The 17,426-nt window shown below is 33.3% G+C and carries 16 protein-coding genes; 3 read left to right on the top strand and 13 right to left on the bottom strand.

Annotated elements, in window-relative coordinates; genetic code table 11:
• Position 1: 1 nt before the first annotated feature.
• The 4 genes from NTX22_17385 to cysS all read right to left on the bottom strand — a co-directional run bounded on the left by NTX22_17385 (position 2) and on the right by cysS (position 3,967).
• Positions 2 to 1,093, bottom strand: a complete 1,092-nt coding sequence (locus NTX22_17385) for a hypothetical protein (protein MCX6152302.1) — start codon at positions 1,091 to 1,093, stop codon at positions 2 to 4.
• A gap of 142 nt (positions 1,094 to 1,235) precedes the next feature.
• Entirely contained in the window at positions 1,236 to 2,054 is an 819-nt protein-coding gene (locus NTX22_17390) for a YjbH domain-containing protein (protein MCX6152303.1), read from the bottom strand.
• A gap of 72 nt (positions 2,055 to 2,126) precedes the next feature.
• On the bottom strand, positions 2,127 to 2,501 hold the full coding sequence (locus NTX22_17395) for a hypothetical protein (protein MCX6152304.1): 375 nt from the start codon (positions 2,499 to 2,501) through the stop codon (positions 2,127 to 2,129).
• Positions 2,502 to 2,539: 38 nt separating this feature from the next.
• Entirely contained in the window at positions 2,540 to 3,967 is a 1,428-nt protein-coding gene (gene cysS / locus NTX22_17400; GenBank protein ID MCX6152305.1) for a cysteine--tRNA ligase, read from the bottom strand.
• Between the two features lie 296 nt (positions 3,968 to 4,263).
• Between cysS and NTX22_17405 the strand changes: the two genes are divergently transcribed.
• The 3 genes from NTX22_17405 to NTX22_17415 all read left to right on the top strand — a co-directional run bounded on the left by NTX22_17405 (position 4,264) and on the right by NTX22_17415 (position 8,385).
• Positions 4,264 to 6,348 carry a T9SS type A sorting domain-containing protein gene (locus NTX22_17405; GenBank protein MCX6152306.1) on the top strand — a complete coding sequence of 695 codons (2,085 nt, stop codon included), beginning with the start codon at positions 4,264 to 4,266 and terminating at the stop codon, positions 6,346 to 6,348.
• Positions 6,349 to 6,973: 625 nt separating this feature from the next.
• Positions 6,974 to 7,669 (top strand): hypothetical protein, encoded by a 696-nt coding sequence (locus NTX22_17410; protein MCX6152307.1) that lies wholly within the window; start codon positions 6,974 to 6,976, stop codon positions 7,667 to 7,669.
• A gap of 17 nt (positions 7,670 to 7,686) precedes the next feature.
• Positions 7,687 to 8,385, top strand: coding sequence for a hypothetical protein (locus NTX22_17415; protein ID MCX6152308.1), 699 nt, complete (start codon positions 7,687 to 7,689; stop codon positions 8,383 to 8,385).
• Here the strand turns inward: NTX22_17415 and NTX22_17420 are convergent.
• Genes NTX22_17420 through NTX22_17460 form a run of 9 tightly spaced genes read right to left on the bottom strand, consistent with a single transcriptional unit; the run spans position 8,360 to position 17,344 of the window.
• Positions 8,360 to 9,355: an RluA family pseudouridine synthase gene (locus NTX22_17420; GenBank protein MCX6152309.1), complete on the bottom strand. Its 996-nt coding sequence runs from the start codon at positions 9,353 to 9,355 to the stop codon at positions 8,360 to 8,362. The two genes, NTX22_17415 and NTX22_17420, sit on opposite strands and share 26 nt — an antisense overlap.
• On the bottom strand, positions 9,318 to 10,049 hold the full coding sequence (locus tag NTX22_17425; GenBank protein MCX6152310.1) for a signal peptidase II: 732 nt from the start codon (positions 10,047 to 10,049) through the stop codon (positions 9,318 to 9,320). The genes NTX22_17420 and NTX22_17425 overlap by 38 nt, the downstream gene beginning before the upstream one ends.
• Before the next feature lie 58 nt (positions 10,050 to 10,107).
• Complete coding sequence (locus NTX22_17430) at positions 10,108 to 10,689, bottom strand: signal peptidase II (GenBank protein MCX6152311.1); 582 nt, start codon at positions 10,687 to 10,689, stop codon at positions 10,108 to 10,110.
• Between the two features lie 15 nt (positions 10,690 to 10,704).
• Positions 10,705 to 11,439 (bottom strand): conjugal transfer protein TraR, encoded by a 735-nt coding sequence (locus NTX22_17435; protein MCX6152312.1) that lies wholly within the window; start codon positions 11,437 to 11,439, stop codon positions 10,705 to 10,707.
• Positions 11,440 to 11,466: 27 nt separating this feature from the next.
• The gene (gene ileS, locus NTX22_17440) at positions 11,467 to 14,628 is read right to left on the bottom strand and encodes an isoleucine--tRNA ligase (GenBank protein MCX6152313.1); all 3,162 of its coding nucleotides are present in this window, start codon (positions 14,626 to 14,628) and stop codon (positions 11,467 to 11,469) included.
• 49 nt (positions 14,629 to 14,677) lie between these two features.
• The gene (locus NTX22_17445; protein MCX6152314.1) at positions 14,678 to 15,295 is read right to left on the bottom strand and encodes a hypothetical protein; all 618 of its coding nucleotides are present in this window, start codon (positions 15,293 to 15,295) and stop codon (positions 14,678 to 14,680) included.
• Entirely contained in the window at positions 15,292 to 16,113 is an 822-nt protein-coding gene (locus tag NTX22_17450; GenBank protein ID MCX6152315.1) for a purine-nucleoside phosphorylase, read from the bottom strand. The genes NTX22_17445 and NTX22_17450 overlap by 4 nt, the downstream gene beginning before the upstream one ends.
• The gene (locus NTX22_17455) at positions 16,110 to 16,646 is read right to left on the bottom strand and encodes a DivIVA domain-containing protein (GenBank protein MCX6152316.1); all 537 of its coding nucleotides are present in this window, start codon (positions 16,644 to 16,646) and stop codon (positions 16,110 to 16,112) included. The genes NTX22_17450 and NTX22_17455 overlap by 4 nt, the downstream gene beginning before the upstream one ends.
• Entirely contained in the window at positions 16,643 to 17,344 is a 702-nt protein-coding gene (locus NTX22_17460) for a YggS family pyridoxal phosphate-dependent enzyme (GenBank protein ID MCX6152317.1), read from the bottom strand. The genes NTX22_17455 and NTX22_17460 overlap by 4 nt, the downstream gene beginning before the upstream one ends.
• Between the last annotated feature and the right edge of the window lie 82 nt (positions 17,345 to 17,426).

Raw genomic sequence — 17,426 nt, forward strand, 5'->3', positions numbered from 1 at the left:
GTTACCTTCTTCTTTCACCACCGCCGCTGCTTCCTCTTGATTGAGTTCCAGAACTTCGCGGGGACTCGCTACGTGATGGCGGACTATAACTACGTGGAGATTCATTCCTGGTTGGAGGACTATATGTTCTGGGCGTTTCATTTCTTGAAGGAGGGTTGTAGCGTGGAGATTGATTTTTGCTTGGTGGATTATAACTTTCTCTTCCGTTACTTCTTCTTTCATTTCTTGGATAAACTTTTCTGTTGCCATCATTTCTTTTCCGATCCTGAACTCTGGGATTGCTGCTCTGTATATCTTTACCGCGTGGCTTTAATACTTTTATATCTTCATTCCTATTTGTTTTCCCTTTCTTCTCTATCCTGTCTCTTCTATTTTGATCAGCCATTTTTCTTTCAGTTGTTCTGGATACAGAATTATCAATTCTTGTACGATTGTCTCTGGAAAGCGTTCTGTTGTTACCAGCATCGCGTAAAGTATTCCTATTATCCTTACTCCGCGTAATAGAAGAATTTGAATTTCTACCGGTCACTAAGTCCCGAGTTCTAAAACTGCTGCCTCTACCGCCATCTTTATCTCTCAATCTAGTAAAATCATTTTTTCGATATTTTTGATTATCATGAAAATAATAATTGTTATATCCACAATAACCGGGATAGTTCCAATAATTCCAATTCCAGGACCAATATGGATTATAATAACTATAAGGTGAGTAATAAATGTCAGACCAGTACCAATCTGAATAAAATGGATCGTAGTAATTATCGAATGATACTCCTAAACTGATTCCCGGGTGGTAACCCCAATAATATCTTTTATAAAATGGTTGGTAATAAGGTTCATTATAATAATTGTTTACATCTGGGTTATTGGAATAATCACCTTCATCATTTGCATAATAGTTAGAATCTGCTTGCGTGGAATCGTATTCATCAGCATAATTGTTGTCTCTTTCTTCATAATTTCTTGTTTCTTCTCTCTGGTACTTTTTCTTCTGATACCGTGAATCCGGTATGTAGATTTGTGTATAACATCCCCAGAAAAAACTGAGTGTGAGAATTACAGTTAAGGATAAAACAATTTTATTATTTTTCATATCATACCTCGTAAATGCTTATTACAGAGATTTAAAGAACAATTTATGTGCCTCGTAAAATATGATAAAGAAAGGAATAAACAACAATGTAGATATTTTGCTGTATTAAAGAATATACGGTTGTGTAGCTTTTAAACAACAACTAAAAGATGGGTTTTATAAATTCAACTTTTATTGCACGATCTGCAGAACCGGGGTTAAGTTTTTTATTGCTCAATAAATCTCGCAAATCGAATCCAAGAGTAAATCCATCGCCTAATGACCATCTTACACCAGCATTTAGATAACCATTACCATCGCCTAAAGATTTTTTGGAATTATCATTTATTGCAAAATCATATTCTGCAACTACAGAAATTTTTGAGCCAATTGTTTTTTCTGCCCCAATAATAAAATTTAAATCCTTTTCCTGATCATCTGTTTCAAGAGAATAATTCATACAACCATGAAGACTTAAATAACCCAGGAATTGAAAATTTTTTGATGCTGAGGCAAAAAATCCAGGCGATTTAATTTTGAACCGGTTAACTTCAAAGTCTGATGTGCCAAGAAAAGTCCCACTAAATTCGCTGTATTTGGTAAAGAATTGCCCTTTTCCTTGAGAGTCAAATCCAAGTGCTATGGCAGGGGTGGCGTCGGTTTCTTCAATTATTTTTACTTTGATATCAACTCCAGGAAGTTTATACCATTTAGGTGACCCAACTCCAATAAAATTTGCAGCGCCGTATGAAATTCCAAAACTAAAATTATCAAAAACACCTACTTCCAATCTGGAGATTAATACACCGTCAGGCATCAAATAAATGTTTGTTCCAACATTTCCCTTTTTTAAAACTCCTGCGGTTGGCATATCTACAATAAACTGATTCTCCAACTTTGCATCAGCGCCGGCAGTACCTTGGGCAAAACTACAAACAGTAAGAAGAAGAATAATTGGAAAGATTATTTTGAGGATTTTCATATTAAGCCCACTCTGTTAATAAAACACTTCTTCGCTAAATCCACTTCACTAAGATAAAAATATTTAATTTAATTATGCTAAATTTTTTACAATTAAAATTTCTAATATCGTGGGTATTAAGGAATAATTTGTACTGATCTTAATTTGTACTTTTCCTTCTTGTCCGATTGACCTAATAATTAAAATACCCTTCGAAGTATCCTCGTATACAACTTCGATATAATTAAAACCCTCTAAAATTTTAAACTCTGTCTTTACTTGCCTGAATGGTGCACGTTTACCAAAAGAATTTATTGGAATTGCTTCAATTCTAACTATTGACTTGTTATCAGTAAAGAGTTCTTTTGGTTCAACAAGAAAATCAACCTCGTAAATATTTAGAACATATTGCCATATAAGAAATGAAAAGATTAAAGCAAAACTGAGGATAAAGATTATCAATAGCATTTTGTAATGCATGCTAATATATGATTGAAATAGTAGAATTATATTTCAAGTAATTTTTGTTTTTTATATGTGGTTTTATCTTTTTCGTCCTTCAGGATAACACCCAGATTTTTTAATTCGTCCCGTATTTTATCTGCAAGTACAAAGTTTTTTTCTTGTTTGGCGTTTAATCTTAATTTGATTAATAGTTTTATTAATTCATCTTCTCGCGATTCTTGAAAGGTTGCCTCCTGGTTACCCCAAACCAATATACCAAGAACATTTCCAGTTGTAGGAACTAAAAAATCTTTAATTTTTTGATAAAAACTAAAATCTAAATTATCATCATTTTCTGAAATAATTTTATTTATTTCACGAATAAAATCAAAAATTACGGCAATTGCTTGAGGAGTATTAAAGTTATCATCCATTGCCGATTCGAAATCAATTTTATATTTAGAAAACTCAAATTCAGGAATAATTGAAGAGTGATTTTTTAACTTTAATTGATCTTCCACCTTTTCAATTAAATTGGTAAGCTTTTCCAATCCTTTTTGAGCACCAAAAAGAACATCTTCACTAAAATTCAATGGTCCGGCATAATGTGTCTGGGCAAAAAATAACCTTATAGCTTCTGCCGAATATTTTATTAAAATTTCACGCGCTGTAAAAAAATTTCCAGTTGATTTAGACATTTTCTCGTTTTGGATATTCAGAAATCCAAAATGCATCCAATAATTCACAAAGTTCTTTCCAATAACGGCTTCACTTTGTGCAATTTCATTTTCATGATGTGGAAAAATCAGATCGCTTCCGCCAGCATGAATATCTATCGGTGTATTTAAATATTTCATACTCATTGCAGAACATTCAACATGCCAACCAGGTCTGCCTTTACCCCAGGGGCTGTTCCAGAATGGTTCTCCTTCTTTAGCTTTTTTCCACAAGGCAAAATCCAGTGGATTTTTTTTCTGTATATTTATTTCAACACGCGATCCAGATTCTAATTCATCTATTTTTTTACCACTCAGCTTGCCATATTCAGGAAACCTCGAAACGTCATAAAAAACATTTCCATCAACATTATAAGCAATTTCCTTTTCTATTAATCTTTTAATAAGTTCAATTATTTCATCTATGTTTTCAGTTGGTCGAGGATAAAAATCAGCCTTTTTTACTTTTAATTTTTCCAAATCACTAAAGAATGCATTGATGTACTTTTCCGAAATTTCTCTAAATGCCAAATTTTCGTTCTGGGCTTTTTTAATAATTTTATCATCGATATCAGTTAAATTCATTACGTAGGTTACTTTAAATGCTTTATATTCAAAATAACGTCGAATAATATCTGCCATTATAAAAGATCTTGCATTCCCAATATGAAAATAATCATATACTGTTGGACCACAGACATAAATTCCAACTTCATTAGGCACATTTGAGTGGAATTCTTCAGTTTTCTTAGTTAGCGTATTATATATTTTCATCTTTCTTTTTTTATCAAAAATAAAGATAATCGAAACGTTTATCAATAACTTAGATTTAAATTTATGAAGTCAATATTCTATCAAATAATTTCCATTCTGAACGGTGTTGGTCGATTCCCATGTGATCAACACTTGTTATAATTTCCTTTTTTTGAGATGATAACACTGCGTTTTCTTATAATTGGCAAAATTTCCCAGTCAACTATAAATATTTTCAACATTTTTTAATCTATTTTATGGTGCAATAGTTGTTATTCAACAAAGAAAATAACTAACTATTTTATTGGAGAAAATATATGAAAGGGAAAATACTATTCATTTTTACCATTTTGATGATTGCTTCACTCCACACTTTTTCTCAACAAGCAATAATTAAGAATGAACCTGTTAGCCCAGAAAAAATAATTAAGATGGGTTTAACTCAAACAACAAATTCCGTTTCTACCGGATTAAATGTTGTATCAAATGGTGTATATGTTTACCTTGCACCAGAAAGTATGGATGAAACTGATCCAGTTACAAATGCATCCTGGTCATTTGTTTCAAAACCGGTTGGTTCAAATGCCGATTTTAACAATATGTCGGATTTGTGGGTAAACTTTAAAACAGATGTAAAAGGCGCCTATAATGTAAAAATGTCCTTTACAACTGCAAAGGGTTCACACGATACTACACTTACAGTTTATGCTGCCGACTTTATCGGAAATCCAGCATTTGATGGCGTTCAACCGCAGGGACTTAATTGTATGTCTTGCCATTCTTCAGATGCAAAATTCACAGATATTTATTCACGATGGCAGTCTTCCGGACATGCTAATATCTTTAAGGCACAAATAACCACACCTACAGCGCATTATAGTCCAAGCTGTATGAAATGTCACACAGTTGGATATGATCACAATGTCGTTTCCAATAATAATGGTTTTGATGATAAAGCCACAGAACTTGGTTGGAAATGGCAAGGACCTTCTAATGTTGGCAAATGGGATACATTGAAAACTCAATTTCCTGGATTAGTTGCCTTTGCAGAGATTGGTTGTGAAAACTGCCATGGACCAGCAAGTGAGCATGCCCTTGGCAACGGACCAAAATCTGAAACAATTATGATAGATGCAGCTGCAGGCGCTTGCGCTTCCTGCCATGATGAACCTTGGAGACACAACAAAGTTTCTGAGTATGAAAACTCAGTTCACTCAGAAGCAATTTGGGAAAGTGGATTTGCCCAAAGTTCAGGTTCAAGTTACAAGAACAATAGTCTTGGTAATTGCATCAGATGCCACGATGGAAATGGTTTTATTAATTATACAAAAGGAAAAACCACAGAAACAAAGGGTATGACCTTAGGAGATCACAGATCAATTACTTGCGCTACCTGTCATGATCCTCACGGAAATTCAAATGAATTTTCTTTAAGAACAACTCCTGCAAGTGGTGACACACTTGGCAATGGATATGCTTATACAGAAGGTGGAGTTGGCAAAACTTGTATGAGCTGCCATAAAGCAAGAAAAGATAATGTTTCATATACAAAAGCAAAGGTTACATCTTCTCATTGGGGACCACATTCTTCAGTTCAAACCGATGTTTTCTTGGGAAAAAATGCGGCAGAATTTGGAACAGCATATAATACTACAAATGTCCATACACTTGTATTACAAAATGCCTGCGTTGATTGTCATATGCAAGCAACAACAGATACTGGTACAGTAACCCGCGATAGAGTTGGTGGACATAGTTGGAAAATGGCTGATGAAGAACATAATTATGACCACACAGCAAAATGTCAATCCTGCCATCCTGGAAAAACTAAATTTTCTGATTTCACCGCAGAAGCAGATTATGATGGCAACGGAAATACTGAAAGTATTCAAAACGAAGTAAAGGGATTGTTAACTAAATTAAGTATTGCGCTTCCTCCAGCGGGAATTGATTCAATTTCTTGGGTTGATATTGGTGCCTTGAATGATGAAAAAATAAATAAAGCATGGTGGAATTATCAACTTATTGCTAACGATGGAAGTTATGGTATGCACAATGCACAATTTGCAGTTGCAATACTTCAACAATCTTTAGCTACGCTTACTGGTGTAGAACCAGATAATTCAGCAGCAACTCCAAAGTCCTATGAATTATCTCAAAATTTCCCAAATCCATTTAACCCGAATACAAACATCCGTTTCTCTATTCCGGTTTCTGGAAATGTTACTTTGAAAATTTATGATGCTGTTGGTACCGAAGTAGCAACACTGACAAATGGTTTCTTAACTGCTGGTTCTTATAAAGTAAACTGGAATGCTGGTAATAACGCTTCTGGTGTTTACTTCTATAAACTAACATCAAAGAATTTTAATATGGTTAAGAAAATGCTACTCGTAAAATAGATTTTCCTCCTCATATAAATGCATCTCATCTCTAAGTAAGAAGGCTCCGTTATAAGGAGCCTTTTTTAATGAAGTGAACCTTGAATTAGAAAAATGCAAAAGAAATTAACTGAATAGGAAATTAAAAAAATATTTTTCAAGTTGATTGTAATTAAATTAGTTAATATTTTTCGTTGAGCGCTGAAGAAAGATATTGTATTTTTATATAGGTAAGATTGACCCCCCAATTACCTTCGATATGAATAGAATACTTCAGCGCTCATTTTTTTTGTAGCAATATTACCTTTTGCTAAAACGAAAATCTTTTGTAAGGATATAAGAACTTTATTTTTATTTTTTTTCATCCTTTTAGAAATTTAAGTAATCAACTCATTTAGTGGTAAACCTTGTTTCGCTCCTTTAGATGAATTTCACTCATTATTATCAGTATTAAACTTAGGAAGAATTGAATTTAAGGAAGTTGCTTTAATTATACTCGCCCAAGAATTTAAACTTATGTTCGCGTTTTTACAGAGCTCTCCTTCCTTTTGAAGAAGTGATGAATGAATGAATGGATAAATTAACTTGACTTGAATAAATAATACTCTTACTTTAGCACCACTACTTCTAAAAATTGAGGGGTATCATGAAAATAATTCTATTGAGTACTTTTATTTTTGTAATTTTTTTATTCCCGCTTCATTCTTTTGCAGAAGTTGACAGTCTTATTGTAAAATCAGATTCAAGTTTATTGCATCTGAAAAATGCAGTTCAATTTCATTTAGTCAACCAAATAGCATTTTCATATAAACTAATTATGTCTGAAAGATTCTGGCTTAGATTCAAAGCAGATATTTCCGGTGCAATCGAAAAAAAAGATGAAAATTCGGAATGGATTGAAGAAGATGAGCAAAAAGGCATGTCATTATCCACTTCCACTAGTGATAAAAAAGAATTTAGCATTTCTTTCCAAAGCTTCTATTCACCTTTCCAAAGCAGTCTAATACAATTTTATTTAGGATTAGGACCTATTCTAGCCTATTCCTATTCAAAAACTAAAAGTGAAAGTAAATATATTGATCTTAATACTAATTATTTTAGATATAGTACTCCTTCTACGTATACCACAAATATTTATTCTTTTGGTATTGCATTAACTGGGGGTTTAGAATTTTTCATTTACAATAAGTTGAGTTTATTTTCAGAGTATACAATTCAATTTTTATATAAGCGTGAAAAAAATAACACCGATTATAAACCTGGATATTTGAGTAACAGTACAAATGATACTTACACTTTAAATTTAAGCAAGGTTCTCATCGGAATTAGTATTTACTTCTAAAAAGTTTTAATAAAAGTATGAAACTTGTTAAAAATTTTTTATTAATTCACTTCGTAGCGTTTTTAATATTATTCTTTTCTCCAAAAGGATTGTTTTGTCAACCCGATTCAAATCAAATAAGTAAATCGGATGCTAGTTATAATGAAATTCAGTTTAATTTTATAAACCAGATTTCGGTTGCTTATAAATATAGTTTTTCGAATGAATATGCTTTAAGAATATTAATTGATGCTTCAGGATATCTTAATAATGAAAAACGAACCTCGTTATATAGTTACAATTCAGAAATAAACGATATTAAACTAACTACAAATAAAACCATCTTTCAAAATAGAGTAGTTACGGTCAATTTATTTGGTATGTATTCAATTGTTAATAAAATGAGATATAAAATAAATGCTGGTCTAGGTCCTTCTTTTAGTATAGGTGATCGTTCTACAAAATTTACAAGTTGGGAAAAGATCATTATGTCTGGTGAGACTAGGACAGGTTATGCTTTTTATAAAGAATTCATTTGGAGCTATGGAATTGGATTTTCAATAGGATTTGAATTTCAAGTTTTTAATACATTTTACTTAATTTCTGAATATAACTTTACGTATAACTATATACGAAGTAAATCAAATTCTCAATATCCACCTCAACCGAATTCTAATTCTGAATCCTGGAATCTCAAATTAAACAATGTAGTTATCGGGATTGGTTTTTATTTTTAAGTTCAAACAGTAACTTATTAATATCCTCGGGCAAATCAGTTTCAAACTTTACAAACTCATTTGTGTGTGGGTGAATGAATCCAAGTGTTTTTGCATGAAGAGCCTGTCGGGGCATTATATCCAGCAAATTATCTATTCTCTGCTTCATCTTTGGAAGAGTGGAACCATAAACAATTTTATTTCCGCCGTAAGTTTTATCTCCAAAAATTGGGTGGTTGATTGACGAAAGATGTACTCTTATTTGGTGAGTTCGTCCGGTTTTCAAATTCAATTTAAGCAGAGAAGTAAATTCAAATTCCTCCAGTACTTTGAAGTGTGTGACTGCGGTTTTTCCATCAGTTTCACTAACAGCAAATTTTTTTCTATCACTTTTATTCCGGGCAATATTTTTTTCAATCACTCCTTCCACTTCTTTAAATAGTCCCCAGCAAACCGCCCAATATTCTCTTTCAATATTATGTTTAGAAAATTGTTCAGCAAGTTTCGCGTGTGTCCAATCATCTTTGGCAACAACAAGAATTCCACTTGTGTCTTTGTCTATGCGGTGTACAATTCCAGGTCTGCTGGGCTCATTCAATCCGCTTAATTTTTTAGAATGATGAAGAAGTGCATTAACAAGTGTACCGGTATAATTGGCATAAGCTGGATGAGCAACCATTCCCGCAGCTTTATTTACAATTATCAAATAATCATCTTCGTAAATAATATCGAGCGGTATTTCTTCCGGTTCTGTATTTTCCGGCCGTGGAGAAATCGGAATTTCAACATCAATTATATCAAGCGGTGAAACTTTGTAGTTGGCTTTTGCTGGAATGTTGTTTACTAAAACTAAATTTGCTTCAATTAATTTTTGTATTTTACTTCGTGTTGCATTCTCTATATGATGTGTAAGAAATACATCAATTCGTTCCTTAATTTTTCCTTGTGGAATATCAAATCGGTATTTCTTTGTTGTTATCAGGTTTGTCATTATTTAATGCTGGTTGATCATTATTTACTTCTTTATTATCTGGTGAATTTTGAGTGCTAGCCTCAGAAATATTTTGGTTTAATGATGAATTCATTTCACCTTCTAATTGTAGATTGGAATTTGTTCCAATTCCCGCCAAAGCAGCTTCATTTTTTTCGGCAAGCTTTCTGCTGAATAAAATTAAAAGAATAACACCAACAGAAACAGCCATGTCTGCAACATTAAAAATTGGCCAGCGGTCATATATATAGCCAAACAGGTTCAAATCAAAGAAATCGACATCAACAAAATCAACAACCTTGCCCTGAAAAAGCTGTGCATAGCCATATATTACACCATAGAATACACGGTCAATTAAATTTCCAATTGCACCACCAAGAATTAATGCAAGTGAAAACCTAAGCATAAATCTTTCATTACGATTTTGATAAAGGTAAATTAATATTCCAATGCTTGCTGCAATTGAAAATATTGATAGAAAAAGCTTTGATGATATTCCGATATCAATTCCAAATGCCATCCCAGGATTTTCTACAAATGTAATTCTAACCAGCGAACCAAAAATTTCATGCTTATCTCCATATCCAAGTCCATTAGAATGAATCCCTAAAATTGGAATTGAAAATCCCTTAATGAAAAATTTAGAGATTTGATCAGCAAGAACAATAAGTATGGTTGTTATAAGTATTCGCAAGTTAATTCCAGGATTAAAATTTATTTTATGTTAAAAATAATTCCGTATTTAATTTCTCTCAAACGGATGAGGCTTTTTCTAAATCATGATTTCCTAATTTATTTTGTAAGCCGCCTGAATAAAAAAGCAGTAATACAACTCCAATAAAAACTGCAATATCAGCAATATTAAAAATTGGCAAATGGTTATATGTGCGCCCAAACAGGCTAATATTAATGAAATCAACTTTAATAAAATCTACAACCTTACCAAAGCACAACGGACCATAGCCAAAAATTAATCCGTAAAAAAGCCTGTCAATCAAATTACCAATGGCGCCACCTAAAACTAACGCAACAGAAAATCTTTTCAAGAATTGTTCATTGCTTATTTTATACAAATAATAAACTATGGCTAAACAAATTACAATTCTAAAAATAGTAATTAATAGTTTGTATTCATCCCCAAAGTCAATTCCAAATGCAATTCCAGGGTTTTCTATAAAAGTAAATGAAAGGAATGTTCCAATAACATTATACTCATCACCATAAATCATCCCTTTTAATGAAATGTGTAGGGATGGAATTGAAATGCCTTTAATAAATAATTTACAGGTTTGATCTGCAATTACAATTAGAAATGAAACAAAATATATTTTCAATAATAATTCAAATAACTATTTATTTTTTTCTTGTTTCTGTTTAACTGGCAAACATAATTGGCTATGCGGAACTGCCATCAATCTTTCCTTCGGAATTAAAGGGCAAGTTGGACACAAATTTTGTGGCTCATCTATACATTCAATGCAAATTCCATAAGTACCGGTTTCAATACGATGAAGAGCGTCATCCAGGTATCCTAGAAATTTATTTTCTCTTTGCGCCCATAAGAAAATCTTTTCTCTTTCCATTGCATCTGTTCCCTGCTCTGCCATATGAAGCGAATAGGGAGAGTTTTCATTTACATATTGCCCGGTACTTGGATCCATCATTTGTTCTTTTAAATTCTGAAGCTGTTCCAGAATTTCCACTCTCTTATCCAGAATAACTTTCTTGAATGCATCCAGATCCTCTTTTCCATAGCCCTTCACTTTACGAACTACTTTTTTTGGTGAAGTAACCTCTACTACTGTATGAGCAGGAACTTTTTTCGTTACTTTCGGAATTTTATTTACTTTTTCCTTCTTCTCAACTTTAATTTTTTTAGCATTTTTTAATTCAATCTTTTTTGTCATAACACCTTTCACTTTATTTTTAACGGCTTTTTCCTTTATCAATTTCTTTTTTACCGGGGCACTTTTTGCCTTGGGATTTACTTTTTTAGCAACTGGTTTTACAGCTTTTTTTACAACCTGCTTTGCCTTTGCAGCAGAAGTTTTTTTTGCTGGTTTCGTATTCGATTTAGCTGCCATTATATAACCTCCAAAACTAAAAATATTTTATAGTTCTACCTTTTTAATATTGATCGCACATTTATATTCGCCAATTTCAAATTCCTGCTTATAACCATCGAAAATTTTATCAGAAAATTTATCGGCTAATATTTCATTTATAATATATTCCTTAAAAGAGCGAACTGAATTTACTAATTTTTCTGAACCTTCAAAACTAATACTTATCCTATCAACAACATCAAGCCCTGCCTCTTTACGCATATTCTGAACGCGGTTTACAAATTCCCTTGCTAATCCTTCCGCCAATAAATTGTCATCAAGTTTTGTATCAATTGCTACCGTAACGTTATCTTCAGTTTCAACAAGCCAGCCAGCTATCTCTGTACTTACTATTTCAACATCATCCCGCGTAATTACAATTTCTTCATCATTTAATTGAATAGAAACAGTTTCACCTTTTTCTATTTGTGCAATTTCTTTTTTACCAAGAGTACGAATTGCATTAGCAACAGGATTTGCTTTTTTGCCAAATTTAGGTCCAATCGACTTGAAATTGGGTTTTGCTGATTTGCTAACAATCTCAGAATCGTCTTCAAGTATTACCAGTTCTTTAATATTCACTTCTTCAAGAATTACTTCCTGCATTTTATTTATTGCAGTCCGCATTGTTTTATCAACTGCTACCATCATCTTGCTTAACGGCTGTCGAACCTTCAAGTTGTTTTTGGCACGCATCGAACGTGCAATTCCAACTACACGCTGCGCAATATCCATTTTTTCTTCAAGTTCTTTTTCAGAGTAAGATGGTTTTAAAAATTCTGTTAAATGAACTGATTCAGCATTTTCTCTACCGGTAACTTTGTTCAGGTTCAGGTAAATTTCTTCGGAAATAAATGGTGCGAATGGAGAAGTTAATTTAACAACTGAATTCAGGCATTCGTACAAAGTCTGATACGCAGAAAGTTTACTCTTGTTCATTTCCGATTTCCAGAACCTTCTTCTGCTTCTTCTTACATACCAGTTAGAAAGCTGATCGATAGTAAATGAAGACACAAGTCTGGCAGCTTTTGTAACATCGTAATTGTCCATCAACTCTTCATACTCAGAAATTACAGAGCTAAGTTTAGAAATTATCCAGCGGTCAATCTCCGGTCTTTCTTCATACGGAATAAAATCTTCCCTGAAAGAAAAATTATCGATGTTTGCATAAAGAGCAAAGAATGAATAAGTATTAAGCAAAGTTCCAAAGAATTTCCTCTGAACCTCAACAATGCCTTCTTCATCAAACAAAGTTGGTTTCCATGGAGGACTTGTAGTAACCAGATACCAGCGTGTTGCATCTGCGCCATATTTATCAAATAATTCAAAAGGACTAACAGTATTCCCTTTGGATTTGGACATCTTCTGTCCAAACTTATCAAGGATAAGTTCGTTAACAAGAATATTTTTATAAGCGACACTATCAAACAGCATTGTAGCAATTGCGTGCAAAGTATAGAACCATCCGCGTGTTTGATCAATTCCTTCGCAAATAAAATCGGAAGGAAAATTTTCCTCGAACCATTTTTTATTTTCAAAAGGATAATGATATTGAGCAAACGGCATTGCTCCGGAATCGAACCATACATCAATCAATTCTGGTGTTCTTCTGTAAATTTTTCCATTCCGTTCGAAGAAAATTTCATCAACAAATGGTTTGTGTAAATCAATTTGTTCAAGTTCGGAAACAGAAATTCGTTTCCCATCTTTCTCAATAAATCCTTCTTTTAATTGATCTATGCTGCCCACAGCAAACATATCATTGTCTTCACTAACCCAAATAGGAAGTGGAGTAGCCCAAAAGCGGTCGCGTGAAAGCGCCCAATCTTTATTCTCTTCAAGCCAGTTTCCAAAGCGTCCGCTGCCAACTTCGGATGGAACCCAATTGATTGTTTTATTCAGATCTACCATGCGCTTAGCAATTGAAGTTGTTCTTATAAACCAGGATTCTCGCGCGTAATAAATAATCGGCACATCCTGGTTTCTCCAGCTAAAAGGGTATGAGTGAAGAATAGTTTCCCGTTTGAATAATCTCCCCATCTCTTTAAGTTTTTTAATAATATGTTTGTCAGCATCTTTAACAAACTGCCCGGCAAAATCTGTAACTTCACTTGTAAACAATCCACCTCTTGTAACCGGCTGTAGCATTGGAAGGTTATACTTTTTAGAAATTTCATAATCATCTGCACCAAACGCCGGGGCAATGTGAACAATACCAGAACCATCTTCTGTGCTTACAAAATCTCCTTCAATAACATAATAAGCTTTTTTGTTTGGTATAACATAAGTGAATAGCGGTTCGTATTCTTGTCCGGCTAATTCGTGCCCTTTATATTCTGCAACAATTTCCGGTTCACCATCAATAACAGCAAGGCGGGATTTGGCAAGAATTAAATATTCATCTTTGATTTTTACTTTCAGATAATCAATGTCAGAACCAACAGCAAGTGCCACATTGGAAATAAGTGTCCAGGGTGTTGTAGTCCATACCAAAAAATAAGTTGGTCCTTCTTTTGTAAATTGGGAATCTTTTAACGGCATTACAACATAAACAGAAGGATCCTGAACATCACGGTAACCGAGAGCGAGTTCGTGAGAAGAAAGAACCGTTTCTGATTTTGGATCCTGAGGAACAACTTTGTAATCTTTATAAATAAGTCCTTTATCAAATAAAGTTTTTAACGCCCACCAAACTGATTCGATGTATTCATTGGTGCAGGTAACATAAGCATCATCAAGACGAAGCCAGTAGCCCATGCGGGTAGTCATCTTTTCCCACATATCAGTATACTTAAAAACAGAATCTCGGCAGGCGGCGTTATATTTTTCTATTCCGAAATCTTTTATTTCACTTTTGTTTTTTATTCCAAGCGCTTTTTCAACTTCAATTTCTACAGGTAAACCGTGTGTATCCCAACCTGCTTTGCGATGTACCTGGTAGCCTTTAAGAGTTTTGTAGCGGCAAATTAAATCCTTTAAGGTTCTTGCCATTACGTGGTGTAAGCCAGGTTTGCCATTGGCAGTTGGCGGACCTTCATAAAAAGTAAACGGTTTTGTTTCGCTGCGTGTTGTAACACTTTTTTCAAAAATATTATTCTTATTCCAGAACTCTAATATGTTATTTTCGATCTCCGGATAACCAATTTTTTCTAAGTTTTGTTTGAACATTTTTCCGTACTATTTTTTACTGAATTATGAATTAAAATGATTTATTGAATTATTCCCGTTCTTCGTATTTCCGGATCAGCTCTCTTTCTATTTGAATAAACTCTTTCAAATTTCTTTCAAGTTTTTCTTTTTTATCAATAAAACTTTTTGCCTGGGTTTCAGCATCCAGAATAATTTTTTCTGCTTTCAGTTTTGCTTCCTTCAATTCCAATTCGGCTTCTTTTTTTGCATCGGTAATCAATTGTTCGTATGCTTCAACTCTAAAATTTTGATTTGAAAGATGTTTTTGAATTGTAAGCAATTCTTTAACAGCCATTCCAAAAAATCCCATACAACCCAGTGTAACATCACGTAAACTATAAAGGATCAAGTTCTCAGCAATAAACTGGCTTGAGCCAAAATATTCTTTGAAAACGGAAATCAAAATTACACTTAAAGCCGTGGTAGCAACAATCATTGCAAAGACAATCCTACCACCAAACTTCCAGCCAAGCGTTGTGGTAATTAACCAACCGCATGCAAAGGAAAAAAGAGAAAGCACAAACCAAACTGCAAAATTCAAATCGCCAAAAGAAAAAAGTTTTGTATCTAAAAAGTTGGATACAAAAACGAATAGAGAAAGTAGTAAAGGCGTTAAATAATAATATTTCTTTCTCTGTGCATTCATAATTTTTTAATCACTTCTTTCATAATTATAGTCATTTTTGGTTCAGCCTTCATCGCTGTTTCAATTATTTGCTGAACTGAAACCGGTTTTAGAGTTTCTGGAAAACATTCATCAGTAATAATGCTAATTCCCAGAACTTTCATTCCCATATGATTTGCAATTATATTTTCCGGGATGGTAGACATACCAACTACATCTGCTCCGGTTGCACGCAGGAATTTATATTCGGCGCGGGTTTCCAGATTTGGCCCGGGAACAGCTATATAAACACCTTTCTGGATTTTTAATTTGTTTTCAAGTGCAACTTCTTCGGCAAGTTTAATAAGTTCTAAATTGTATGGTTCACTCATGTCTGGAAATCTTGGACCAAGTTCATCTTCATTTTTTCCAATAAGAGGATTATCCCCCAGCAAGTTGATGTGATCAGTCATCAACATTATATCGCCACGTACATAATCGGCGTTCATACCACCGCAAGCATTGGAAACAAGCAAAGTATCAACACCAAGGAATTTCATTACACGTACCGGGTAAGTAATTTGCTGCATTGTGTAGCCTTCATAGTAATGGAAACGACCCTGCATTGCTACAACATTTTTTCCATTAATCTTTCCAAATATCAGTTTACCGTTATGCGATTCTACTGTTGATAATGGGAAATGAGGTAAATCAGCATAATTAATTTCGGCAGTAATCTCAATTTCTTTAACTAACCCGCCAAGTCCGGTTCCCAATATTATTCCAATTGAATAATTTTCAGATGTCTTTTCTCTGATTACTTGCAAAGTTTCATTTATTTTGTTTAATAAGTCGGTCATAATAATTTTTCCAAAATATCATCTACATCTATATCAAGTTTTTTTGTCTGTTCAAGTTTTTTTGCAGCATTAACTTCATTTGGAAATTCATCGGTTTTTATATCAAGCAATCCTGCCTGCGAATTAATTAATGCTTTTAATTTAGCAACTATAAGCGCTTTCTCCTCTCTTAATCCTAAAACAGAATTCCTAATTCCATCAGCCGCTTCTCTTGCTTTATCAAGGATTTGCTGCGCTTTTATCTCAGCTTCTTTTAGCATTAGAACAGATTGTTTCTTTGCAGAATCTACAGCCCGGGAAGATGATTCGTGTGCCTTTAATAATGTATCCTGCAAATTTTTTTCAATCTTCCGGTATTCATTAATTCTGGAAGTTGTTTTTTCAAGATCCTTTTTAAGAGAATCATTTTCATTGTTCAGTTTCTCAAATTCATCTGAAAGTTTTTCAAGAAATAGCTGCACTTCAGCTTTATCGTAACCACGAAGTGATTTATTAAACTCCTGGTTTTTAATATTGAAAGGAGAAAACTTCATTGTTCCTTCCAGCTTTTGGAATAATTCCGTTCACCAAATATTGCAGTTCCTAACCTAATCATTGTTGAACCTTCTTGAATCGCAATTTCAAAATCATTTGTCATTCCCATTGAGAGTTCAGGTATTTTGAAACCTTTTTCATTTAAGATGGTCTTTAATTTACGTAAATCAGAAAAACATTTCCTAATATTTTTTTCATCTTCGGTAAACGGAGCCATCGTCATTAAGCCAACCAAATTTAAATACTGGGCATTCTGTGCATAAGCAACTGAATCAAAAATTTCCGAAATATTTCTAATACCGTATTTTTCTTCCTCTTCAGATGTTTTTATTTCTAATAGAATTTTTTGAATACACTTTAATTTTTGTGCCTGATTATTTATTTCTTCAGATAATCTTAAGGAATCCACAGAATGTATATAAGCCGCTTTACCTACAACAAATTTAACTTTGTTCCTCTGAAGGTGTCCGATAAAATGCCAATCAATGTTATCTGCAACCAAAGGAAATTTTTCCGCGAATTCTTGAGCCTTGTTCTCACCTAAATCTTTTATACCAACTTTAATCACTTCTTGAATAGAGGTGATTCCTGTGTTTTTACTAACCGCAATAATTTTAATTTCATCTGGATTTCTTCCAACGTTTTTACAAATACGAGTTATCTTTTCTTTAACAATATTTAGGTTTTCAGAAATCATACACGAATTGGGTGTGTAAACGTATTGGTTTTAGGAATAAAAATCAACGCTATAATCGCTCTATTGTAATTCCCGGGTATTG

The sequence above is a fragment of the Ignavibacteriales bacterium genome (assembly GCA_026390815.1).
Lineage (GTDB): Bacteria > Bacteroidota > Ignavibacteria > Ignavibacteriales > SURF-24 > JAPLFH01.